This is a genomic window from Acidithiobacillus albertensis, assembly GCF_001931655.1.
Taxonomy (GTDB): Bacteria; Pseudomonadota; Gammaproteobacteria; order Acidithiobacillales; family Acidithiobacillaceae; genus Acidithiobacillus; species Acidithiobacillus thiooxidans.
The window spans coordinates 2,073,946-2,097,381 of sequence record NZ_MOAD01000001.1 but is presented as its reverse complement, the minus strand read 5'-3'; the positions used below and the strand labels follow the sequence as shown (position 1 = coordinate 2,097,381).

Below are 23,436 nucleotides of genomic sequence, written 5' to 3'. Positions count from 1 at the left end.
AGGGAAGAACAAGCGAGGCAGGTTATGGCGGTCGTGTTGATAGTGGATGATGATCAAAGGCTTGCAGACATGCTACGGGAGTATCTGGTAGCACAGGGACTTGCGGTTTTGTTGGCAGCCAATGGCAAGCAGATGCGTCAACACCTGCTTGCTGGCCCAATAGATGTCATCGTATTGGACTGGATGTTACCAGGACAGGATGGCATCAGTCTGGCCAAAGAGTTACGCAGCAAGGAAGGCGGCCCGCCCATTCTGATGCTTTCGGCCCGGGGGGAGGATGACGAGCGCATTCTGGGTCTCGAAAGTGGGGTGGACGACTATTTGGCCAAGCCTTTTAACGCCAGGGAATTGTTGGCGCGCTTGCGCGTACTGTTACGGCGTAGCGGTAAGGATGAAGGTGCTGACAAGGTAGAGATCGGAGAATTTCACCTGCAGATTTCGGAGCGCCGGCTATATCGAGGCGATGCTGAGGTGGACATCAACCCGGCGGAAATGGATTTATTGCTGGTTTTTGCACAACGACCAAAACGTATTTTGAGCCGGGATTTGCTGTTGCAACTTTTGGGCGGCGAAGAAGATGGACGCTTTGATCGCAGTATTGATGTACGCGTTACCCGCTTACGAAAAATACTGGAAGAAAATCCCCGCCAACCGCGTTTTTTGCAGACAGAGCGTGGCTTGGGCTATCGTTTTGTGCCGGGTCCATGACTTTGCGGCGGGGCAGAAATTTATTTTCACAGACGGCCTGGACGCTGGGGCCGGGTATTGTCATTTTACAGATTCTTACCTTGGTGATAGTTGTTCTGACCGTGCTTTATCCGTTGGCAGAACGATCGGCGGAAGATCTGGCCGGTCTGATTGTGATCAGCGCTAAAACCTACACCGAGCTTTCGCCCGAAAAACGACCGGCTTTTCTGGAAAGCCTGCGTGCCGATAATGGGGTAGAAATTTCGGCGCAACTGGACCGTACAATCAAACATACGCATGGCCATATTTATGGCTGGCTTTTGAGCCAGGCACTCAGTAAACGTCTGGGAAAACCCGTTCCCGTAGATGTGTTGGGTGGCGCGGTACGAACTTTCTGGGTGCCGGTAAACATTTCCGGACAAACCATCTGGGTGCATTTTGATCGGGGGCGCCTCGCTTCATCACTGCCTATCGCCATGATTTTTGTTTTGGTGTTTTCGACCCTGGCGTTGGTGGTTTTGACCATGATTCTGGTACGCAGGGTTTTAAAGCCGCTGGATGTTATCTCTACAGCTCTTCAAAGCTCGCTCAAAGCGCCATTGCCAAGCTTGCCACCCAGCGGAGCCTATGAGTTTCAAAATATTCTCGATATTTTTGCTGAATTACGCACGCGTTTGCAGGCAATGATTAATCATCAGTCTCTTTTATTGACGGGCATTTCCCATGATTTACGTTCGCCTTTGGCCCGATTGCGCATGGCTTGGGAACTGCTTCCGGAAAATACTCCCCGGCATTTGCACGATGGCATGTTGCAGGACATCGAGCGCATGGACGCGCTGCTGGCACAATCGCTGGATCTGGGGCGCGGTATGGCGGCCAAAGTGGCAGATTTCGATTTGATGGTTTTATTGCAAGAAGTTGGCGCCGATTTTGAGCGGGCAGGGGGGCGATGGCATGCCCAGTTACCTCGCCGTTATGCTTTTCGGGGAGATCGGGAAGCTTTACGTCGTTTGTTGTCCAACTTGCTCGATAATGCCATACGCTATGGCGGCGGAGAAGTTCGCGTGGAGTTCAGAAAAATGGCCAACCAGGTTCTGATCCGGCTCTGTGATGCCGGTCCGGGAATTCCGGAAATCGAGATGGAAAAGGTTTTTGAGCCATTTATTCGTCTGGATGATGCCAGAGGGCATGGTGAGGGAAGTGGATTAGGCCTGGCTATTGCTCGCCAGCTGGCCGAAGCACAAGGCATGCGCCTGCGTCTGATGAATGGGGCTGGGGGTGGTTTATGCGCAGAATTATCCTGGCCCGTTTGAGGCTGCGAAATCCAGGATTCCACCAGGAACAACAACGGCGCGGGCCAAAGTCGCGGCAAAGGCTGCAGGCCCAGTGCCGTTAGAAGATGTTGGTTTTTTGGCTCAGATGTAGCCCAGATCGGCGCTGCTGATTTGATGTTCCCAAAGGGTCTTACCCTCGGTGGATTTGCAACTCAGGAGTAGATGACGCCCCGCGCCCTTGCCGAGGAATTCAATGCTGCAGTAGTTTCTGGCTTGTATCAATGTCCCTGGCACTCGATAGGGGTTGGCGTCTCCTTTGGCCGGACTTGAGTTGAGTGGAGAGCTGGTGAGTTCCCAGAGGGGATAATCGTGTTTGCCGGAGTAATGCGGGCGGGGTCGGCGCATTAATTCGCTGATATGCCGATCTCCCGAAAGAAACAATAATCCCCTGATCTGATTATTCTGGAGCCAGTCCATAAAATCCTGACGTTCTTCCGGATATAAATTCCAGCCTTCATAAGCATCGTCATCATTAAAAAGTTGGCCACCTGCGGCAATAATTTTGAAATGCGCACGAGAGCTGAGCAGGGCGTTTTTTAACCAATCCATTTGCGCTTTGCCAAACATTTGCTTGCCGCGTGACAAGTGGGCAGCATCTGCATCGCGATACCAGCGATCATCCAGCAGAAAAAAATCGGCATCATTCAGGGTGCACTGGGTAAATACCCCGGGTATTCCTGGTAGGCCATAAGAGGGATTCGCCCAATAACTCTGAAAAAGGCGGAGTGCACTTTGTTTCAGGACAAAACTGCTGTCGCTGTCATTGGCTCCGTAATCATGATCATCCCAGATAGCTATCTGTCGCGTAGATTGCAAAAACTTTTGCAGAGGCGGAAAGGCGCGATCCGTCCAGTAGCGCATGGCCATTCCTGCAGGACTTTGAATGTCGGCTTCGCGAAAATAAAGATTATCTCCTAACCAGATCATCATATCGGCGGCTTCAGCGGTCATGGGATCATATATTTCGTACCCACCCCCATATGCTTTGCCCGGCCGATCATATTGCGGATCGTTGATGTACGCGCAAGACCCCGTGAGGACTTTGAAATCCGGAGCGGGATGACGCCATTGCCAGAGTTCAGGGGTATGTATTTGCAGATTTTTTCCGCTCCAGGTTTTGCCGTCCAATTGTATTTCAGTTTGGTAGGTTGTATTCGGGGCAAGGTCATCCAAGGTGAGCAAGGCGGTATAAAACTCCCTGGCGCTGGTGCTTATTTCGCTGCTGTTTTCACGTAAATGCGGTTGATGGACGGGCCAATAAGCGATACTCACCCTGGCAGGTCCCAAAGTCTGCATCCAGATGTTGGCTGAGCGTTGCGCCGGATAACCGGTCATGGGCCCGGCATGCAGGCTCGTGGCACGGACCGGCACCGGCATGGCAAAAGCGGTCACGGGCAGGCTGAGACCAAGCCCTAAACCCAGTCCTGAGTGAGTTATAAATTTTCTACGCGAAATGTACATCGGTATTGGCTCCCTCTTGGAATAAGATATTTACCCCGGATATTTTAGCTTCTGTGACTGTGGTCTAAATAGCTGCAATCATCCGGGTCTGTTAAGGATTATTCGTTTTGATCACTAAGTTTGAATTCCACCCAGATGCTCAAATCGAAGATTTTTTCTTTGAGACCTGCGGGGACGGTGGGCAGGCGGGCATTGCGCAAGGCGGCAATGGCGGCGCTATCGAAGGCACTCATGCTTCCTTTTTGCATGATTTTCACCTCACTAATCTGACCGTTATGAAGGAAAAAGTGCAACTGTACCCGTCCATTTTCACCCAGCATTTTTGCAGATTCCGGAAAACGGACCGCTGCCTGAATGGCGCCTTTTACTTGTGCCAGATAGTCCTCGCGCACGGCCGGGCTTACCGGAGCAGGACTCTGCGGGGGAGGCGGTGGTGTCGCTATGACTTTGGGTGCCGGAGCTTGCACCGGGCTGGGCAATGGTGATGGTGGCACCGGAATTTTCTCCTGGGGTTTGGCAACAGGGTGTGGAACCGGCCGTGGCGTTGGTCGTGGAGTCGGTCGCGGTACGGGCTTTGGTTGTACCTTTGGCTTGGGCGTGGGTGGCAACGGTTTGGGCGGAGCGGGTGGCACCAGGCTGATGGTAACGGGGGCATTGATGGCTGCCGGTGGGGGAGTCTGTGTTGCACTTTGCCAGATCAGTACAGCGACAAAAGCCGATTCAATGGCGGCTGCAATCACCAGCGCCTTGAGGTTGCCGTTACCACTTGGTGCCTTGACCAGACTTCCCAGCGGACGCAAATCTGCGGACATCATGACACGGGTTTGGCGGCAAGGCCGATTGCGGTGACGCCGGCATGACGACAGGCATCCATGACTTTTACCAGGGCCTGAATGTCGGCACCTTTATCGGCGGCAATGGTTACCTGGGTTTCTGAGGGGTTCCCCCCCTGGCGCAATTGGGTTTCGAGATCCTGAAGAGTGATGGTTTTGTCCTTGATTTCCAGGCTGCCATCGGCATGTAGGGTCAATACCACTTTGGGTTTGGGTAATTCCTGAGCAGAACTGGAACCGGGAAGGTGCGCTGGTAGTCCTTGGCTGGGAATCATGTGGACGGTGATCATGATGAAGAAAATCAGCAAAAATAGCATGATATCAATCATCGGGATAATCTCGACACGCCCTTTTTTCATTTCGAGGTATTGCATGACTCAGGCCTCTTTCGCCGCATAAATGACAGGCTGGGTCTCGGTAGCATTCAGGGCATGACTATGGTCCAGTCCGGACATACGATTGATGAGCATGCTGCGTAAGGTTTCCATTTGGTGTACAACAAAACGCATCTGGTTTTGCAGACCATTAAAACTGACCAGACCGATAATGGCGATGACCAGACCGGCTGCAGTGGCCATCAGGGCTTCAGCAACACTTCCGGTAATGGCCGTGGGATTGTTGGCCACGTTGTTTAAAATCTGAAAGGCATGAAACATACCGATAATGGTGCCCAGAAGACCCAGTAGGGGGGCCAGGGTAACCGTGGTATCCAGGAGCCAAAGACGCTTATCCAGCAAAGGGACCTGACGCATGACCGCTTCCTGAAGAATCTCAGAAAGCTGCGCGCTGTCCTTGATATTGGGGAAACGGATGGGGATCTGGAGCAATGCGCGGAATGGAAATTCGGCAGAATCCGCCAGAGGACGCAGGCTTTGCTCCTTAATGTCCGGAAGTTGTTCCAGAGTGCTCGCCATTTTTTCGCCGAGGCGACTCATGCGGCTTAAAAACAAAAAACGTTCTATGCTCACCCATAAAACGATCAAAAGGAGTACAGGCATGATATAAAGAATACCGCCGGATTTGGCGGCAATGCTGGCAATAGTTGCAAAGTCCATGTTCGTTTACTCTCTTAAAAGTGACTCTCCAGAATGATCTGGAGAGGTTGTACTGAATAATGACTACTTAAAAAGTGGCATCAATACTCGCATAAACATTGGTGGGAAGGTTGAGCTTCAGATTTGGATTGCTGCTGCTGCCGGTATAGCTCTGTACAAAGCGGCGATCAAACAAATTGTTCAGGTTGAGGCTGGCAGTCACATTTTTGAAGCCCAGGGACTGGCCAAGGGGCGCATTTCTGAAGGTGTAACGTAGAGAAGCGTCCGCAAAGAAACGACTACCCAAAGGCAGAAATTTTCCACCCAGGTTGTAGTACGACTGCCCCATCTCATGTAAGGAAACTATTGCTCTCAGGCCATGGTAACGGGCAATTAACCCCAGTGCCTCGGTATGATGCGGAGCATAGGGAAAAGGCTGATGAGACGAGGTTAAACGGGCGTCGAGGACGCCGAAGTTGGCGTAGGCACTGAAAATATCGTTCAGCACGACGTTATTTTGCCAGGAGAGGCCCTGATTTATGGCCGTACCCGCGTTTGCCAGCACAGTCTGATTCAGCGATCCAACCAGTATGGTCGTACTTAAAATGTAGTTCTGGAAATCGACGCGGAAGGCCTGGAGACTGGAGCTCCAGGGGCCGATGTCCCAGTGTGTACCGAGGCTGTAGGTGTTGGCTTTCTGGGGTTTAAGCTCGGCATTGTAGGTTCCGGTATAAAACTGGTTGTATCCTGGAGGATTGGTATTTTGGGTAAAATTGGCAAATGCATGCCAATTGTCGGTGATGCGCAGATTGGCACCCACAGAAGGTAATACCGAGCCGAAATTCACATTGAATTGACCAGGCTTGTTTTGCGCCAGAGCCACTGTATTTTTAAAATCCCGGGTGACATAAAGATATTTAAAACCGGCAGCCAGGGTAAGTGCATCAACAGGCTTGTAAGTTAAGTTGATATAGGGCTGATAGGTGTTGGTGACCACCGGCTCCGAATAGGAAGATCCAAGATAGGTGTTACTGGCACTGAAATAACGGGAATCGTGCAGTGTATTATTATGATTGAACCAGAAACCCAGTTCTGTGCTGACCGGACCAAGCGGATAGATGATGCGGGCCAGATTCCCCCAGCGATGAGTATTGTTAACGCTATTTCCCAGTAAAACGCCATTCCTTGCAGGAGAAAATCTGCCAATCGTCCCTGCTGGTGTCAGTAGTGTCTGGGTATATGTAGTTGCGCTGGCGCTGAATCCATTTCCGTAGTAATAGTATAATTGATCGGAAAACTTGACCTTGCCAATTTCGCCTTCATATTTGGCGTAGCCCAGCCAGTTCAGGTACTGGTTATAGTTATATCCCGTGTAATTATAATTAGCCTTGCCGTCCGGGAGTAGAGGATTGCTGGTATAACTGTTGTAATCTTGTCCGTATTGGGCAATTTGCGCTGCTGTGGCGCCATTATAATAGTTGAAGCGTTGATTGTTTTGAGAGAAAAATAAAGTCAGGGCACCGGGTCCGATCTGGGTGACAGATTTGAATAAAAACTGATTTTGCAGGGCAGCATTATTTTGAAAGTACCCATCCCGTTGGATTTTATTCACATAGATCCACGCCGAGGTTGGGGCAAAGCTTTTGGCAAAAAGACCGGTGTTGATCAAACCGCCGACATTGTATTTACCAAAAGATCCAGCTCCGACAATAGGCCGCACAAACGGTGATGGCGAAGGCTTGAGGCTGTAGGTTTCTACGGAGCCTCCGAAAGCAGAAAGCCCGGGGATCGCTGCGGATTCAGCGCCGGGATAATATTTGGTGCCGGCTACCAGTACAGAGGGGATAAACTCGTTGGTATAATAGGTATAACTGTCATTATCATTGAGCGGGATACCATCCAAGGTAAAATTGATCAGTGATTTGCCGAATCCGTTGATGTAAACGTCATCGCCATCCATGCTGTCACCACTGCTGACGACCATGGCGTTGGGCATATTGTTCAATACCTGGGTATAGGAGTCGGTGGGTGCCAACATTTCAAATTGCCCCCGGGTGATCAGGGTCTCCTGATTGGTGGCTTTTTTATTGAATTTCTGGATGCGCTGGATGTCGCTTTTGGGCGTTTCTCCGGTATTGACATTAGGACTGCTACCGAAGAAATCGTTGCTGGCTGTAGCCGTTCCGGTTACCGTCCCCAAGGATTCATCAGCTTCTGCATTGATGCCGTAGAGGCTCACAGTGGCGCTAATAATGGCAAGATAAAGTACTTTCTTACGACGATTGATCATGACTGGCTCCCTTCCGTTAGTGTTTGACGCAAAAAACCCTAACAACGCAATTTTCAAGTTTGCATTGCCTTAAACCCTGCCATATCTCATCTGAGCTTACCGTGCGGTCAGAAGAGGGCGGTATTTATTTCAAACAGTTGTTTTGGGCTTACGCTTGGTTATTTAATTGTTGTTCATAATTTACAATGCTAATGTGACAGTATGATGACAGTTCTGTGAACCTTTTATGACAGTGGGTTGGTTTTTCTGGGCTGAAATAGATTGTAGGGCATGGACAGCTCTTGAAGCCTATGGGTTCTGGTGGTATTATCAATAATGTTATTTTGCCGGGATGGCGGAACTGGTAGACGCGCCGGACTCAAAATCCGGTGGTGGTGACATCGTGTCGGTTCGAGTCCGACTCTCGGTACCAAATATGATTTGAACGGCCCGGTTGATCCGGGCTTTTCTGTATTTGGCTTTCAGGTGGTATGGAGGAGCAGGTACATGTTGATTCAAAGACGTTTTACCTATTTGGCTTTGGCTGCTGCGGTCTCCGCCCTTCCCTTGGGGGGGTGCGTTGCTCTCGTGGCTGCCGGTGCTGGTGGTGGCGCTGTAGCCTATGTGCAAAATGGCGGGGTCGCCAATTTTTATGCGTACTATCCAGCTTCCATGAATCGGGTAAGCGCTGCTTCTCAGGCGGCATTTGCAGACATGGGCATACGCTATAATGGTGAAATCCGCAAAAGTCCTTCCAAATATCTGTTAGAAGGGATGACCACGGAAGGAGATACCGTGCGGGTAACCTTGACCTCCATGGCAACGGATGTTACCAAGGCGAATATTCGTATTGGTACCTTGGGTAACAAATCGATGTCCTTGCAGTTTCAGAAGCTGCTTTCCCAGCATTTGGGTTTGGCTGCCAGTGCGACAGCGCCGACGAGTCTCCCGCCTGCGCAAGATAATGTTCCTGCAGAAGCGGCGCCGCAGCAGCCAGCCCAGGAAACCATCCCCCTACAGTAGGGGTTTGGGGAAACTGTCATAAAAGTGTCATAAAAAGTTCATAATACGGTCACAATTGGGGTGTAGCCTTTCGTAAGGTCCAGACTAGAAAGGAGACCACGATGGCAACACCGCAAGGCAGTTCAACACAAAACAATGTGGCAGAGGCACTCAACTCTGTCAGTTTCAGTCCGTTTCATCTGAAAGCCATGTTTGCGTCCGCAATGGGCTTTTTCACTTCTGCTTATGATCTTTTCATTATTGGTACCGCCCTGGTGCTGATCAAGGGTGAGTGGCATTTGGGCGCAGCCGAAGTCGGGTTGATTGGTTCCATTTCGCTCATCGCCACTTTTGTGGGTGCCTACGTATTTGGTACCCTGGCGGATCGGCTGGGCCGCAAGGCCATTTACGGTCTTGAAGCACTGTTGATGACCGTTGGTGCACTACTATCCGCTTTTGCGCCGGATGTGACAGTGCTGCTCATCGCCCGCGTTATTTTAGGCTTGGGGATTGGTGGTGATTATCCGCTCTCCGCTGTGCTGATGAGCGAATATGCAAACGTCAAATCCCGTGGTCGCATGGTCAGTCTGGTTTTTTCAGCCCAGGCCATTGGTTTGGTAACAGGTCCGGTAGTGGCTTTAACGCTGCTGGCGGCGGGTGTGAATCATGACCTGGCCTGGCGTCTGATGCTGGGACTGGGTGCTTTACCGGCGGCCGCCGTTATCTATATTCGTCGTACCCTACCCGAATCTCCGCGCTGGTTGGCCCGCGTCAAAGGCGATGCCGTGGCAGCCGGTAAGCAACTGGCTTCATTCAGCTTGGGAACGGCCACGGTTCAGGACAAAATTGTCAAACAGCCCCTGAGCCGTTACTGGTTGACCCTGCTGGGTACAGCCGGTGGCTGGTTCATGTTCGACTATGCCTATTATGGAAATACCATTTCTACCCCCATGATCATGTCGCATATTGCCCCGCATGCCGACGTGGTGACCAGTACGGCATTGAGTTTGATGGTATTTGCTATTGCTGCTGTCCCCGGTTATTTTCTGGCGGCGTTTACGATTGATCGTGTTGGTCACAAAACTCTGCAGATGCTGGGATTTTTTCTGATGGGATTGATGTTCCTGCTGATTGGTGCGTTCCCGGTACTGACGCAATCTGTGGGTGTATTTCTGGTGCTGTACGGTGTTTCCTACTTTTTTGCGGAATACGGCCCCAATACCACCACCTTTGTTCTGGCCGCCGAACTTTTCCCGGTCAATTTACGGACTACCGGACATGGCCTGTCTGCAGGAACAGCCAAAGTAGGTGCTTTTTTGGGCGCCTTAGTTTTCCCGATCTTGCTGCATGATTATGGTTTGCATGGAACTTTGATGATCACTTTCTTTTTTGCTCTGGCTGGTTTGCTGCTCACGGCTTTTTGCCTCAAAGAGCCTGCTGGTAAATCTCTTGAAGAAGCCAGTGGTGAAGATATTGTAGTGCCGATGCGCAAGAATACCTCTGCAGGGATGACACCTTCCTGAGGTTTTCCTGATGAATCATCAGGCAGGTTTTTTACCTGCCTGATTTATAAATGAATGCCTTTTGCGTAAAAAATGTGCGTAAATTTTTTCCGGAAATTGTGCAGTTATTGATCAATCAAAAAAATCAGGAGCGAATATGTTTTATACCCTGGTCGGTGGGGTGCTTCATCATGCGATCCATCTGACAGATGCCCTGCTATTAATGACGGCTGCTAAAGTGGAAAACATCAATACGCTGGTTGGTTCCAGAATTCTGATTTTTTCTGCTGGTAAGCCAGCCGATAAGATGGCTTTACGGTTACAGCGCTCCGGCGCTTTTGTCAAAGCGTTGAATGGTCAAGAACGTGATGTTTTACCACTCATTAAACGCTGGCATCCGGTTTTGCTGATTATTACGGATTGGACTGTGGATATGGCGCCATGGCTGAATGAATTATTATCCCTTCCGGTTTGTACGCACTTATCCGTTCTGGCATTAGGTGCCGATGACGAAGCTCATGCCATGTCCGCACTGGATGCCGGTGCCAGCGCCTATCTGGCGGATACGGTGACGGAATCTGTTTTACGCGCCCAGATAGGAACCCTGTTAAAAAACGGCCATCATTGGGAGAATACTGAAGTCCGGCAAGATCCTTATATCTGGATCAATCCGGAAAGCAGTCGAATTCGCTTGAATGGTTCTGAAATCAGATTGAGCCGAAGGTTATTCCGGTTTCTGCATTATCTGGCTTTGCACCCGGATCGGACATTTACGGCCTCGGAAATTGCCAATGTCCTCAGTGACGGTCAAAAATTCATTCAGGAAAACTCCGTTGCCGCTCAGGTACACCGATTACGTAAATATATGGAGGCGGCTGGCGCCGGAGAATGGCTCGAAACCGTGCATGGTTTTGGTTATCGGCTGACTTTGCCGCAAAAAATATCATTTGATGTGAAATTGTCATAAAAGGTTCATAAAACTGTCACATTAGTTTGTTAAGGTAGCACCTTCATTGTTACAAGGTGCTTTTCTGATGAACCTCCAATATCTCATTCACCTCGCCAACTATTCGGACGGGGTTCTATACATTCTGGGCCTGATGCTGCTGGTGGAACTGGCCGTGATGGTGGATCGCTTCTGGTACCTGCGGCGGACCATTCTGCGTGGTCTGGTATTCGTGCAAGAACTGGGGCGTCATGGTCGCCTCGATCGCGAAGCTCTCAATACCCTGGCAGAAGATGCGGGCGACCTGCCCGAAGCTGCTCTGCTGCGTACCGCCGCTGCCCATAGTGGTCAGGTGAAAGGCGAAGCCCTCGCCAGCCGCCTGGAAGAAAGCGTGCTGGTCATTGCGCCGAAACTGGACCGTCGCCTGTGGTTGCTGGACACCATTATTACCCTGGCCCCGCTGCTGGGGCTGTTCGGGACCATCATCGGTATGTTTCATGCGTTTTCGGTATTGGCCCAGCCCGGTCATGCGCCCATGCAGGTCACGGGGGGTGTTGCCGATGCGCTGGTATCCACCGCCTCCGGCCTGTTCATCGCCATGCTCGGCTTGTTGACCTTCAATGCCTTCAACAATCAGGTGCGCATGATTCTGCTGCAACTGGACTCAGTGAAAACCATGCTCATCAACCGCATGGATGGTCAGCCGGTCGTGACCTTTGACACCGAAGGCCGCCCCAATGCTGAAGCGGTGGCCGTGGCGAGGGCGGGATAATGGAAAGACGCTATTTCGAGCAGAAAAAGGGTCGGGTCGAAATCATTCCAATGATTGACATCATGCTCTTCCTGCTGGTGTTTTTCATCATGATCACCCTGCAGATGATTCCCGACAAAGGGCTCAATCTGCAGTTGCCCACTTCCAGTGAAGCCCAGAGCCTGCCGCGTCCACATTTCACCATCAATATTCAGAAAGATGGCTCGGTGAACGTCAAGGGTCATCATTACGACCTGGATGGTCTGGAGAAAATGCTCGCCAGCGACGGCGACCCCGGCAAGACCCAGATCACCATCGCCGCTGACAAGGGCGTGCCCTTTCAGGATTTCATTCATGTCATGGACCGCTGCCAGAAGGCGGGGGTGAGTGATATCGGGATAGCGGCAAAAAGTTCTTGAACAAACTTTTTCCTAACATTAAGGAGTTATAAAAAATGTACCGTAAAACAAATATGCGTCCATTAACCCTTGCCTTGGCCGCTACCGGCATCTTGGGCTTGATACCACTGGCCCATGCGGGGGTGACCGCCCAGACGCGCAGCGCACGGGTACGACACAAAACCAATCAGCAAAGCATTGCTGTAGGCGAAGTTTCCAGTAATGTGGTGACACAATCTGCTTATGCGCAGCATACGCCAGAATTACCCAAGCAAAAGCATATTTTCAAGTCAGGCATTTCTTCAAAAGTGTTAGGCAGAAAAGAAATTGAAGCAGCAGGACCAGGTGCCGGCGGTGCGCAAATGCTGAATTTTGCTCCCGGGGTGAGTACCTTGGCCAGTTATGGGACGGGCGCTGCCAAGGCTCAGATCAGCATAGATGGTATTAAACAAGGCTGGGGTAATCCCAAGGGATCTGAGGCCGCACACAGCATTGCCATCTCTTTTGATGGTATCCCCATGAATAATCCGGCTACCGGGTTGTGGCAGTCTCCCCAGGTCAATCAGCCTTCCATGATCCAGGGCATTCATGTCACCTATGGCCCTGGTAATCCTGAGAATCGCTGGTACAACAATATTGGAGGTGGTATTGATTTTGTGCCGATCCAGCCGACCAACAAACCTGGTGCCAGTATTGGTATGAGTTACGGAAGTAATGATTTCAAGAATATTCACTTTGATGTGCGTACCGGTAATTTTGATGGTTTTTCAGCGGTTCTCGCGGGCGGCGTGAGCAGCGGTAACAGTTTCCTTGGCGTACCATCCGGAACCAGTTTACTCAGTCCTTCTGGAGTGGTTTTGCCGAGCAATAGCTATGCCTGGTTCTTCAAGATTCGCAAGCGCTTCCGCCGGGGCGATGACAGTTTCGGAGCCTATTTGGCCAAGGGTTCAGCCTACAAGCCTTATGATATACCGGTATCGGCGGCATCGGGCACGACTATCAACGGTTTCAATAATACTACCGGTAAGCCTATACCGGGCCCGCTGTATAGCCAGCAGACCTCTGGTTTTTACAATGCTGTACCCTACAAAATTGACAGTAACAGCACCTGGATGTTCTACAACAAGCTGAACGTAGATATTGGTGCCGCGACCTGGCTGCATAATGACATCTGGTATCGTTATGGACACCGTTTGCACAATCGTTATGTTTCCTATGGGGTGGGAGCGCCCAATACCAATGAGTATAATGATCCCCACAGTGAAACTTACGGAGATAAGCTCTGGTTTGATAGCAAGTTGCCCTACAACAAGCTGGGATTTGGCGGCTATTTTATTAAATCCAGAGACAACTCTAAAAATGCCTTCTACAGCCAATATGCACCCTACTATGCCACGCGTTTTGTTCCCAACGATAAGTACCGGAGCAACTTTCTGGATGTGACCGATGTGGCGGCTTTCTTCCAGGATAAAATTCATCCGATATCCTCTGTGGATATTACGCCAGGAGTTCGCGTAGAACAATTTCAGATGAATTATACGCCTTTTACAACGGAAACCTTCCCGGAGTCGAGCCAATTATATCCTAAGGGTAATCAGGCTATACTCCCTGCGGATTCTCGCAGCCTGAGTGCGGTGGAACCTTCGGTGAATATCAGCTGGCGTCCTATTCATCATTTGGCGTTGTTTGCAGGTTATAGTGAGGCTTATCAGACACCTGCATTCGGTGGTGGCGGTGGTCCTTTCCAGGCTATCCCAGCCAGTTCGCTTTCGTTGGAAAAGGGACAGAATTATCAGGCTGGCTTCAAGGTCCACGTGGCGCATGATGGTTACCTGCATCATTTTCTGTTTAGTGCCAACTGGTACTTCACCCGCTTCTCCAATCAGTATCTTCCCATTACTTTGACCAATGGTGATGTGATCAATGCCGACGGCACTTCGGATTATGAAGGCGTCAATATTTATGCTGTGGATAATCCACTGTACTGGCTCCACACCTTTGCCAATTTGTCGTTCCAGAAAGCGTATTTCAGTAATTATACCGTGAAAGGTAAAAGTTATGATGGTTTGCCAGTTGCCAATGTCCCGGATGCAACTTTCAATATTGGTGCCTATACCAAAAGTTTCGTTGACGGTATTTTGCTGGAACCGCGTATTTGGGTGCAGTACACCGGACCCCAGTCCCTGTATGACAGTATCACCAAGTCACCCTCAGCTACGGCAAAACTGCCCTCTTATACCTTGCTGAACCTGGCCCTGCATAGCAAGATTCCCATGCACATGGCTTATTTCAGGAATGTGGGCGTGGATGTGGATCTGCTCAATGTGCTTGGAAACCGCTACAACAGTTATGAATATATCAGCAGTGGTGGAACTTACGGACCCAACACCAAGGGCGATCTGATTGGTCTGCCCGGGGCACCGAGAACTTTTTATGTAAGCCTGACGGCTAATTTCTAAGCCGTTATTTGTTCGCGCCGTAACTCTTTTAAAGGATTTGCGGCGCTATTTGAAAGCCATTGCCCGGCATGGTGCTTCGGTACATTTCCGGGCAATGTCATTCGATGAGGGTTAAATGATGAATACCATGGTGACAAATCCTTCCTGGTCGCCCCAAGGGCCTGATAAGTCTGAGGGGCATTTTGGTAAAGCCCTGCTGGTGGGGGCGGTTATGGAAATTGCGCTGCTGGCAGGCCTGCTGTGGATCAGCTCGGCGCCGCCACCGCCCAAGCCGGTGGTGAAAAAAATCATCGCCATTCATATGGTGCATCCGGCACCGCCCAAGCCAAAACCCATTCCGGTTCCGCCGCCGCCCAAACCAGTGGTGCAACCCAAGCCGGTACCGGTGCCGAGGCCCAAACCTATCCCCCAACCGCGTCCAGTGGTCCATCATACTCCGGCGCCCAAGCCGCTGATGGCCAAGACGCCGTTGCCGACTGCTCCAGTCGTACCGCCGGCGCCACCGGTAACACCACCTGCGCCGCCGCCGCCCCCTCCGGCTCCCAGTATGTCGGCGCGGCAGGCAGCATTGGCGCGCTATGCGGCCATGGTACGTGCCCAGGTTCAGGCCGATGCCCATGTGCCTGAGGCCGTGCGCCTGATGCACTTAAGTGGTACGTCAGTCATCACTTTCCGGTTGACCCCTTCCGGACAACTGCTTTGGGCCAAAATCACCCAGTCCAGTGGTGTGCAACCGATTGATAAGGCGGCTCTGCAATCCGTGAAAGAGGGTAACTATCCGCCCTTCACGAAAAACATGCCCAAGCATGCAACCAACTTTACGGTTGAAGTACATTTGTCCAGCCACTCCAGTTAATATGAACACTATTTTTCGGGGAGCATTTTGCCAGTGAATATTTTGCGAGTCATAAAAGCTTCAGTTTTATCTCTCGGTCTTGTTGGGACTGGTCTGTCATCTTCGCTGGCAGCGGCAGACGTTCCCCAGGGTATGCAGAATTTCAACCACTATACTTTTGCGGTCATGTGGCATCCCGGCGTGTGCGCGACCTGGACCAATGCGGGTGCTGCCTGCAAGGATTTGTCCCCGGACGCAAAAATTAACCAGGAGTGGACCATGCATGGGCTGTGGGCGAGCCGCCCCCAATCCCTCATTGCCTCCGGAATGAATGGCCCGACCTGGTGGCATTACGGCTGTTACTGGTATAACCCGGGCCATACCCTGCCAAAGGATAGTTGTGCCAATCCGGCTCTGAATTTACCGGCTGCACTGCATCAGCGTTTGTATGCACACATGCCCATGGCCAATATTTGTCTGGATCGCCATGAGTATTACAAGCATGTCGCCTGCTTCGGCGAATCGCCTGAGCAGTTTTTCCCCAAGGAGCTGGATTTGCTGGATAAACTCAACGCCAGCTCGTTCACGGCCTTTATTCGTGAGCATCGCGGGCAATGGGTGGAGCGCAATGCTATTCTCAAAGCCTTTGCCGAAAGCTTCAAAGTGAAAAATGCGGATGCGCTGGAACTCCGTTGTGAGACGCCCGGCCGTCATACCCATGAACTGGAGCATCAAGGTGATATTTTGACCCAAGCCTGGATTACCATTCACAAAGATAAAGTTAATGATTTCCCTGCCCCGGACAGTCTTGAAAAGGGCCGCAAGGGAAATTGTGCTGAAAAAATTCATATACTGAATTAAACCACCAGAATAACAAACTCTCTCTTTTTGATGAGGAATATATGATGGAGCGTCAGAATCGTCGGCAGTTTTTGAAGCAATTGGGGTTAGGTGGTGCAGCAGTAGTTTCCGCACCCAAATTAATGGGTATAGCCCATGCGGCTGGTGTGGATGAAAAAACCATCCTGCGCAAAAAAATTGAGCATGTGGTTGTCATTTTTCAGGAAAATCGCAGTTTTGATCATTATTTTGGGACTTTTCAACCCAAGAATGGTCAAAAAGTCATTAATCTCTTGGATTCATCAGGAAATCTGGACCCTCGCTTCAATGGTCTCCAGAAAAATCCGGCCGGAATTCCCTATGGTAACTTACCTTTGCCCCTGGATATTCCCGGTTTTCAGAATGTGCAACTGGCTAATAAGCCCTTTCATTTGGCACCATATATTCCAGCCAAGGGCAACGTCAACTGGGATCCAAGGCATCGTTTCTTTCGGATGATGGCAGAAGTCAATAATGGGAAAATGGACCGTTTTGTAGCCCTGGCCGGGGGTAGCAAAACCCATTTGCACCGTGATGAATTCAGGAAAATGTCGGCAGAGCAGATGGCTTTTGATCTGGCCCGTCCCAGTGGCCCTGTTCTGGGGCACTATACGGGAGAAGATCTTCCTTTTTATCATCGCGTGGCGCATAAATACACCTTGTTTGACCATTTTTATCAGGCAATGAGTGGTGGTAGTACGGGCAATGCCCTGTATCTCGTCGCCGCGCGTTCGTGCATCAATCCTCAGGCTACAGCGGATATTTGTGCACCCTTCGATCCGCGTGAAGCCGGTCTGGAACATGGATTTTTCGATTTGCCTTATGATCATCGGAAAATCATGGTGAATGATCTGGCGCCTATTCAAGGTCCTACGGACGCAGGTAGAATGAAAGAGCTGAAAATTTCGCCGCCGCCAGCAGCGCAGACGTATGACAATATTGGTGATCGTTTGGATGCGGCAAAGGTTTCCTGGGCCTGGTACAACGAAAATTGGAACAAGGTAAAGCCCTGGGCACTGAAAACGGCTTTCGGACCGGGAGATGGTTCGGCAGTGATTGATACCAGCCAGTTATATGTTGCCCATCATAATCCTTTCCAGTATTACCCGCGTTGGCCTGATTATGTTAAGGCAGGTCATATTCGGGATAGTGATGATTTTCTGGCGGATGCGCGTGCCGGCAAGTTGCCATCGGTTTCTTTTTTGAAGGCTACGGCATCCCATGATGAACATCCGGCGGATAGTGCGCCCGCTTATGGTATGGAATGGGTGGAGCAACTGGTGCGCGCTGCGGCTGATGGGCCAGCCTGGGATAAAACCGCCATATTTATCACTTATGATGAAGGGGGTGGTTTTTGGGATTCGTTACCTCCGAAAGTGGTGGATGATTACGGATTTGGAACCCGTATTCCCGCCATGTTGATCAGTCCATGGGCGCGGAGTGGCCTGGTTGATCATCATCTGGCCAGTACCGCCAGCATTCTCAAATTTATTGAAACCCGTTTTGGTCTCAATCCCCTCAATCATCGCGATCGGGATGCTTATGATCTGTTGGGTGCCTTTGACTGGGATCAGCAACCCAAGGATTTCAGCGTTTAGTTTTTTCTTCAGTAATTTTTAATGAAGCGCATGATTTTTCATGCGCTTATTTTTTTCTTATTTTGTCAGGAAATTGTCATAAAATCTTCATCATAGTGTCACATTGTGTTGTTAGAATGCTGCAGTGTTGTAAAACACGAATGGATTTTAACTTTCATAGAGGGTCTCCTGATGATAAAACGCGCAACGCTACATTCAGCAATCGTGCTGGCTCTGCTGGGAATGTCTGGCATGGCTTATGCGGATGTCACTGCTTCAACAGTCAGTTCTGTAAATTCTGCCACAGTAACAACCGATAGAGGTAATGCACCGGTAACTATTGGTGAGGTAGAAAAAGAAGCCCCACCGGAAAGAGGTACTGGCTCTTTGAGCAAGGAACTCGTGAAGCATGCCAGTCCCAATGAAAACTTTCAGTCTGTTCTGCGCAATGTTCCCGGCTTTACGGTAACGAGTTCAGGTCCGGGAAATCTGACAACAAATGACAGCACTTTTACTTATCAGGGTTTTAATAGTGATCAGATTGGCGTGAACCTGGATGGCGTACCCTTAATCAATACCTTCCGCGGTGGTACCAATGGTCAGGGTGACGATCATGCCCTGACGCCACTGGGTATGGGGCAGTTTTCCGGAGTTTCCGTATATAGTGGTGCCAATACACCATCAGAAACAGGTATTAATGCTTTGGGTGCTACGCTGGATTACAAACCAAGAATGCCGACATCCAAGTTTTATGCAGAAGTTTCAGGTAGTGGTGGTCTTTACAGTGGCGGAAATGGAAACAGTGCTGCAGGTGGTTTCAGTGTAAACTCCGGCGTGTTGCCTTACACGGGTACCAAGCTTTATGCCAATTACTACTATAGTCCATTTCACAGCTTTCTGGACCATGTATATTCGATCAATAACAACTATTATTTTGCGGCGGTACAACCCTATAATCATGGAATGTCCCAACTTTCATTGATTACCATTTATAACCATGAGATTGCTCAGCAACCCAGTGTTGTACCTTTAGCTTTGTTAAACAAATATGGTAGAAGTTTTCAGTGGGCTCCGGATATTACCAGTAATCACACGACAACCAGATCATACACAACGATTGTGGGCTGGAAATCTATCTTGAACCAGTACATGCTGGCAAAAGCCAAGTTCTTTATTACGCAGAATACGAATGATCGCACGTCCTACGCCAACGCAGCATACAAGGATGGATATGAGGGCTATCCTTTGCCATATGCTCTTGAGAGTTATGCGAATCCGAGCAAAACAGGAAGGCCTGGTAATACTTACAACCCAACTGTATTGTTTGGCAACAGTTATAATGGTACGCAATATCATCGATATATTGATAACTTTGGTAATGCCGGTTTCATGCCCTCGTTGACTTTTTTGTTACCGCATAACACGGTGACTTTGGGCGGCCTTTATATGTTTAGTAAGGATAATTCTGCTGAATACTGGTATGGCGCTCCTGATGTACCAATGATTAATGGCTACAACGACGCCTGGGATGAACATGATACGCGTAATTACGCAGATGTATACATACAAGGCCGTATCAGCCTGTTTAATCATCGCTTGATAATTACCCCGGGTGCCAAATATTACATGGTGGGTACAACTTGTAATGATATTGAAGGTTATTACTACAATTATGGTGGTACTGTCAGTAATACCTTTAACTATTGGGAGCCATCATTTGGTGTAAGCTTCTTGGCTACCAAAAACGCAGATCTCTATTTCCACTATGGCCGGGTTTACAAGGTGCCGAATATTAGTGCCTACTACAGTGTGATAGGCAAAACCCCAACTCCAGGTGCAATGCTTGTAAAGCCTGAGTATGTAGATAGTATTGATACCGGCATACGCTACAATTTTGGCGCTATCAAAACTTCTCTGGCCTATTTCCGGAGAATGTTCAGTAACAAGTTTGGCTATTTTTATAATAATCAAACAGGACAGACATTCCAATACAATGTCGGGAGTGCTTTATATCAAGGCCTGACCGCATCGGTAGATGGCAAATTGCCATACAATATGAATGCATTTATCAACTACAGTCTTACCGATGCTAAATACACGTCCAACTTTGATGCGGCTGATGGTGCTGCAGTAAGTTCCGGTGAGTATGTTGGTGATGTGCCGATGTATAACCTGAATTTTGGCTTGGGTTATCATTATGCAGGTTTCTCGGCAAGAATCACGGATCATGTCATTGGATCCCAGTATATCAACACCAATAAGGGCGCGCCGGCTGGTATTGCCTTGCATCCTTATAACATTACCAACCTCAACCTGGGTTATGTCTGGCGTCCTGATGATATGGGCGTCAAAAAACTAACCTTTGATGTCTATGTCGATAACCTTTTCAACGCAAATTATATTCCTTATGAGTATCTCCAGCTTGAAAGTGCCAAAGATGGCGGAAACTTCATAGCTGCACAGGCTAGTGCTCCAGCCTTTGTTGGTGCGAGCCTTGCGGCTAAGTTCTAGATTAATGATAAACCTACGCTTGTTCAGGTAGGTAAGATTCCATCCCCCGGCACCAAAATTGGTTGCCGGGTTTTTTATTGCCTCTTCACCAGCAGTAATCCCTCGCGGGTACTGCTGGAGCTCAATACCGCCAGTTGGTGCAAGGCCGGGTAGTCCTTAGCGCTGATCACAAACTCCGGCAGCTTCAGCCGCTGATCAATTTTGAGGGTTTTTCCGGACAGTGCGTAGTGAATGCTATAGCTTCCAACGGATGTCTGTACGTCGATATTTTTCGGTAAATAGGCGGGCTGATAACCTTGCGGTAATTTCAGAGAAATATCTGATTGCATATAGCTGGGGTTGATCAAACTCGGTGTTGTGCGGACGCTCTCGGCAGTAAAGGCCTGCAGAGGTTTGGCAATGGACGTATCTGTGGGCATGATCATGGCGACACTATGACCGGGTATAAACAGGCCGTTTTTTACGGCGCTGGTTTTCAGGCCCAGAGGCTGGTCGAGCTTTTTCCGGTTCTGAAAAGCAATGCTTTCCAGTTGCCCCAGATCTCCCTGTTCATAAAAACCGTTGCGCAATCCTTTCATCAACATGCGTCCCTTGCTGCCCATCAGGGCGGAGCGAATATCCTGGGCGGCGTAACCCCGGCGTATTTCGACGGTCTGGTCGTGCATGGTGCCGGAGGCGCTCAGGCGGAGTTGGCTATGTTTGTCGATGAGCGGCAAGCTGAGATCGGGCAAAGGGGTTTGCGTCATGCGTGGATTTTTTCCGGTAATGAGCACCGGTCGGCCCGCATCCTCCAGGGGCAAACTATGGATGCCGGCATAGCGCGAAGTGGGGTCCAGAAACAAATGATAAGCGGGCACATACACCAGAAAATGACCAAAGGCAAAGGGATCCACAGCGGGGTAGGGGTGAAAGCGCGCTGAAGTGGAAATCATGGCCGGTACTGCCTCAATATGGAGGGCGCCTAGCAGGGTGCAGAGCAATACCGCATTGGCATTACTGTCGCCGACTCCGCGTTGCAGGGTGCTGCTCGCGCTGGGTGGCGTAAAGCCGGCATTGGCGTAGTTGATGGATACCGAATGAATGTTTTTTTGCATCCAGTGATAAATGACCTTGACCGCATCCAGCCCCGTCGCCCCATGCGCAAGATGTTCAGCGGCTTTTTGCAATTCCGGGGTCATCTGCATGGCTGGGGTGGCAAGCTGATTGTAAGCCTTGGCGACTTCAGTCCAGTGTTCTGCCGTCGAAATCACCGCCAGGGGCGCATATTGGGTCAGTGCCGGACTACCCAGTGGTGGGTAGGAAACTTTATTGAGGCTGGTTTCAAAAGATCGGCTGGTCGCATCTTTAGCGGGACTGACGGACATGGCATGCCAGGCATCCCCTTGTTGGGCGGCATAGAGTTTTTGCGCGGCAGGGGTGTGCAAAATGATTTGTGCCTTGCTGACGGGCACATTGGGGGCCAGGAGCGTGCTGATGGCGTAGATACCCGGCAAATAGGGATGATCATAGTGGATAGTGTAGCGGATGTGCAGCGTATCTCCGGGCGCTACCGCCGGAAAGACCACACTCTGGATGCGACCATCACTTAAAAAAGGGGCACTCAGGGCATCCGGGCTGGATTGGGTATAAATGGCATCGGCCGGGACGGGATGTTTAACGCCCGAGGCCGTTTCCGTATAGGCTTCGAGTATGTGCACCTGGGCAAAGTTAGCTGGATAGCCAATTTGCATCTGGGATTGTGACTGTACGCCAGCCATGGTCAGCGGTTGAATCACCCGGTCAATGCTGTCGGTATAGGCACCGTTTTTCTGGACGCTCAGTTCCTGACGCAGGAGTAACACCTGATAATTCACCTGGGCGGGTTCCCGGGCAAAAGCCGGGTTGGCGCTGACAGTCAGCAGGATAAAACCGGCAGTCAATAAAGCCGCTTTGGGAGTGAGATGACGGGTCATATGCAGGTTTCCTGAACTCATTGGCGAACAAGGATAATCGGGCTTTGCTGCGCGGCATAATCCAGTTTCAGGAGCGTGCGCAAGGCCGGATATTGCTGAGGGTTGTACACGACCCGCTGGAGTTGCAGTGTGTAGTGTACGATGACGCTGTGTTCTTGCAGGGTGAGGTTATAAGTGAAACTTCCCGCCTGATTATGGAGCTGCTGTGCGGGCGGTAGATATTGCACCTGATAACCAGATGGCAGATGAATAGTCGTTGTCCAGTGAATTCCACCGAGATACGTGGTGACAGGATGTTGACGCTGCAGCGGGCCAATGACCCGGGTCAATGCTTCCATGGGTCGGGCGGTGGCGGAAAGGCCGGGGGTCAGATAGGGGCCGGAGGGAATGGGAAAACTGATATGATCGCCAACATGGGTGTAAGCCACCGTATGCCAATGCGCAGTCACGGCAAAGGGCTGATCGAGAATATCCGGATTGCCTGGCACAAAGGTGCCACTCCCGCCTCCATCCGGCAGCAGCAGGGTATTCATGACCCGGTGATAGGCTGAGGGAGGAATGGAGGCGAAGGTTTGCCGATACATCCAGGCCCACCAGCCTTTGGTCTGCATTTTGGCAATACCGCTCAGGTCACCATTTTGCTGCAGGGTCAGATCGGCTGCATAGTCCAACTGATTGGCATCGGGCTCGGCACCAGGGGTGGTCACTACCCGGGGATGCGGACCGGTGACAATACTGGGCTTGTCGCGTTCACCAATAGCCAGCTGCCCCGGTGTTTCGTAGGTGCCGGTACTGTCCAGAAAAAGATGACGCTGCGGGGCGTAGTCGATGGCGTGATTAAACCAGAAAGGGGTGGGCAGCGGCGGCAGGGTGAACACATTATTCCAGTTGATTAGTGTTGGATAAAGTTTGAAGCCTTTGGCATTGAAAAGCGCCTGCAGCAGAGTGGCGTGGGCCTTGCAGTCTCCATAGCGGGTTTCCAGGGTTTTGCTGGCCGAGATGGGCA

The 23,436-nt window shown here is 50.5% G+C and carries 19 protein-coding genes and 1 tRNA gene; 13 read left to right on the top strand and 7 right to left on the bottom strand.

What is annotated here, in order from left to right:
• Positions 1-24 precede the first annotated feature (24 nt).
• Positions 25-708 carry a response regulator gene (locus BLW97_RS10820; RefSeq protein WP_075323160.1) on the top strand — a complete coding sequence of 228 codons (684 nt, stop codon included), beginning with the start codon at positions 25-27 and terminating at the stop codon, positions 706-708.
• Positions 705-2,000, top strand: a complete 1,296-nt coding sequence (locus BLW97_RS10815) for a sensor histidine kinase (RefSeq protein ID WP_010640407.1) — start codon at positions 705-707, stop codon at positions 1,998-2,000. Before BLW97_RS10820 ends, BLW97_RS10815 begins: the two co-directional genes overlap by 4 nt.
• A gap of 102 nt (positions 2,001-2,102) precedes the next feature.
• Here BLW97_RS10815 and BLW97_RS10810 read toward each other — a convergent pair whose 3' ends face one another.
• The 5 genes from BLW97_RS10810 to BLW97_RS10790 all read right to left on the bottom strand — a co-directional run bounded on the left by BLW97_RS10810 (position 2,103) and on the right by BLW97_RS10790 (position 7,639).
• A complete protein-coding gene (locus BLW97_RS10810) occupies positions 2,103-3,482 on the bottom strand; it encodes an alkaline phosphatase D family protein (protein WP_010640410.1) in 1,380 nt (459 codons plus the stop codon).
• Positions 3,483-3,580: 98 nt separating this feature from the next.
• The gene (locus BLW97_RS10805) at positions 3,581-4,297 is read right to left on the bottom strand and encodes a TonB family protein (protein ID WP_242947797.1); all 717 of its coding nucleotides are present in this window, start codon (positions 4,295-4,297) and stop codon (positions 3,581-3,583) included.
• Positions 4,294-4,689 carry an ExbD/TolR family protein gene (locus BLW97_RS10800; protein ID WP_075323159.1) on the bottom strand — a complete coding sequence of 132 codons (396 nt, stop codon included), beginning with the start codon at positions 4,687-4,689 and terminating at the stop codon, positions 4,294-4,296. Before BLW97_RS10800 ends, BLW97_RS10805 begins: the two co-directional genes overlap by 4 nt.
• A gap of 3 nt (positions 4,690-4,692) precedes the next feature.
• Entirely contained in the window at positions 4,693-5,370 is a 678-nt protein-coding gene (locus BLW97_RS10795; RefSeq protein ID WP_024894603.1) for a MotA/TolQ/ExbB proton channel family protein, read from the bottom strand.
• A gap of 67 nt (positions 5,371-5,437) precedes the next feature.
• Complete coding sequence (locus tag BLW97_RS10790) at positions 5,438-7,639, bottom strand: TonB-dependent receptor (RefSeq protein WP_143214878.1); 2,202 nt, start codon at positions 7,637-7,639, stop codon at positions 5,438-5,440.
• Positions 7,640-7,964: 325 nt separating this feature from the next.
• On the opposite strand from BLW97_RS10790, the gene BLW97_RS10785 reads away from it, so the two are divergent.
• From BLW97_RS10785 to BLW97_RS18740, 11 genes are all read left to right on the top strand, one after another.
• A tRNA-Leu gene (locus BLW97_RS10785) sits at positions 7,965-8,051 on the top strand.
• Between the two features lie 74 nt (positions 8,052-8,125).
• Positions 8,126-8,641 carry a DUF3568 family protein gene (locus tag BLW97_RS10780; RefSeq protein ID WP_024895376.1) on the top strand — a complete coding sequence of 172 codons (516 nt, stop codon included), beginning with the start codon at positions 8,126-8,128 and terminating at the stop codon, positions 8,639-8,641.
• Positions 8,642-8,742: 101 nt separating this feature from the next.
• Positions 8,743-10,143 carry an MFS transporter gene (locus BLW97_RS10775; RefSeq protein ID WP_075323158.1) on the top strand — a complete coding sequence of 467 codons (1,401 nt, stop codon included), beginning with the start codon at positions 8,743-8,745 and terminating at the stop codon, positions 10,141-10,143.
• 136 nt (positions 10,144-10,279) lie between these two features.
• Positions 10,280-11,089 carry a winged helix-turn-helix transcriptional regulator gene (locus BLW97_RS10770; RefSeq protein WP_024895378.1) on the top strand — a complete coding sequence of 270 codons (810 nt, stop codon included), beginning with the start codon at positions 10,280-10,282 and terminating at the stop codon, positions 11,087-11,089.
• Positions 11,090-11,156: 67 nt separating this feature from the next.
• Entirely contained in the window at positions 11,157-11,840 is a 684-nt protein-coding gene (locus BLW97_RS10765; protein WP_031571231.1) for a MotA/TolQ/ExbB proton channel family protein, read from the top strand.
• Complete coding sequence (locus BLW97_RS10760) at positions 11,840-12,238, top strand: ExbD/TolR family protein (protein WP_010642344.1); 399 nt, start codon at positions 11,840-11,842, stop codon at positions 12,236-12,238. Before BLW97_RS10765 ends, BLW97_RS10760 begins: the two co-directional genes overlap by 1 nt.
• A gap of 35 nt (positions 12,239-12,273) precedes the next feature.
• Positions 12,274-14,676 (top strand): TonB-dependent receptor, encoded by a 2,403-nt coding sequence (locus BLW97_RS10755; RefSeq protein ID WP_075323157.1) that lies wholly within the window; start codon positions 12,274-12,276, stop codon positions 14,674-14,676.
• Between the two features lie 118 nt (positions 14,677-14,794).
• Positions 14,795-15,532, top strand: coding sequence for an energy transducer TonB (locus BLW97_RS10750; RefSeq protein WP_075323156.1), 738 nt, complete (start codon positions 14,795-14,797; stop codon positions 15,530-15,532).
• 33 nt (positions 15,533-15,565) lie between these two features.
• Entirely contained in the window at positions 15,566-16,372 is an 807-nt protein-coding gene (locus BLW97_RS10745; protein ID WP_075323155.1) for a ribonuclease T2 family protein, read from the top strand.
• A gap of 41 nt (positions 16,373-16,413) precedes the next feature.
• The gene (locus BLW97_RS10740; protein ID WP_242947796.1) at positions 16,414-17,988 is read left to right on the top strand and encodes an alkaline phosphatase family protein; all 1,575 of its coding nucleotides are present in this window, start codon (positions 16,414-16,416) and stop codon (positions 17,986-17,988) included.
• Between the two features lie 171 nt (positions 17,989-18,159).
• On the top strand, positions 18,160-20,478 hold the full coding sequence (locus BLW97_RS18740) for a TonB-dependent receptor (protein ID WP_077218379.1): 2,319 nt from the start codon (positions 18,160-18,162) through the stop codon (positions 20,476-20,478).
• Between the two features lie 74 nt (positions 20,479-20,552).
• Here BLW97_RS18740 and BLW97_RS10725 read toward each other — a convergent pair whose 3' ends face one another.
• Positions 20,553-22,430: a DUF3857 domain-containing protein gene (locus tag BLW97_RS10725; protein ID WP_075323153.1), complete on the bottom strand. Its 1,878-nt coding sequence runs from the start codon at positions 22,428-22,430 to the stop codon at positions 20,553-20,555.
• Between the two features lie 17 nt (positions 22,431-22,447).
• The coding region (locus BLW97_RS10720; protein WP_143214918.1) for a DUF3858 domain-containing protein at positions 22,448-23,436 on the bottom strand (989 nt) is incomplete at its 5' end.

Coding starts and splice junctions, on each gene's coding strand:
- BLW97_RS18740 (WP_077218379.1), top strand. CDS start 18,160: ATGATAAAACGCGCAACGCTACATTCAGCAATCGTGCTGGCTCTGCTG.
- BLW97_RS10805 (WP_242947797.1), bottom strand. CDS start 4,297: ATGATGTCCGCAGATTTGCGTCCGCTGGGAAGTCTGGTCAAGGCACCA.
- BLW97_RS10775 (WP_075323158.1), top strand. CDS start 8,743: ATGGCAACACCGCAAGGCAGTTCAACACAAAACAATGTGGCAGAGGCA.
- BLW97_RS10760 (WP_010642344.1), top strand. CDS start 11,840: ATGGAAAGACGCTATTTCGAGCAGAAAAAGGGTCGGGTCGAAATCATT.
- BLW97_RS10800 (WP_075323159.1), bottom strand. CDS start 4,689: ATGCAATACCTCGAAATGAAAAAAGGGCGTGTCGAGATTATCCCGATG.
- BLW97_RS10815 (WP_010640407.1), top strand. CDS start 705: ATGACTTTGCGGCGGGGCAGAAATTTATTTTCACAGACGGCCTGGACG.
- BLW97_RS10750 (WP_075323156.1), top strand. CDS start 14,795: ATGAATACCATGGTGACAAATCCTTCCTGGTCGCCCCAAGGGCCTGAT.
- BLW97_RS10725 (WP_075323153.1), bottom strand. CDS start 22,430: ATGACCCGTCATCTCACTCCCAAAGCGGCTTTATTGACTGCCGGTTTT.
- BLW97_RS10795 (WP_024894603.1), bottom strand. CDS start 5,370: ATGGACTTTGCAACTATTGCCAGCATTGCCGCCAAATCCGGCGGTATT.
- BLW97_RS10770 (WP_024895378.1), top strand. CDS start 10,280: ATGTTTTATACCCTGGTCGGTGGGGTGCTTCATCATGCGATCCATCTG.
- BLW97_RS10780 (WP_024895376.1), top strand. CDS start 8,126: ATGTTGATTCAAAGACGTTTTACCTATTTGGCTTTGGCTGCTGCGGTC.
- BLW97_RS10790 (WP_143214878.1), bottom strand. CDS start 7,639: ATGATCAATCGTCGTAAGAAAGTACTTTATCTTGCCATTATTAGCGCC.
- BLW97_RS10765 (WP_031571231.1), top strand. CDS start 11,157: ATGAACCTCCAATATCTCATTCACCTCGCCAACTATTCGGACGGGGTT.
- BLW97_RS10740 (WP_242947796.1), top strand. CDS start 16,414: ATGATGGAGCGTCAGAATCGTCGGCAGTTTTTGAAGCAATTGGGGTTA.
- BLW97_RS10810 (WP_010640410.1), bottom strand. CDS start 3,482: ATGTACATTTCGCGTAGAAAATTTATAACTCACTCAGGACTGGGTTTA.
- BLW97_RS10820 (WP_075323160.1), top strand. CDS start 25: ATGGCGGTCGTGTTGATAGTGGATGATGATCAAAGGCTTGCAGACATG.
- BLW97_RS10755 (WP_075323157.1), top strand. CDS start 12,274: ATGTACCGTAAAACAAATATGCGTCCATTAACCCTTGCCTTGGCCGCT.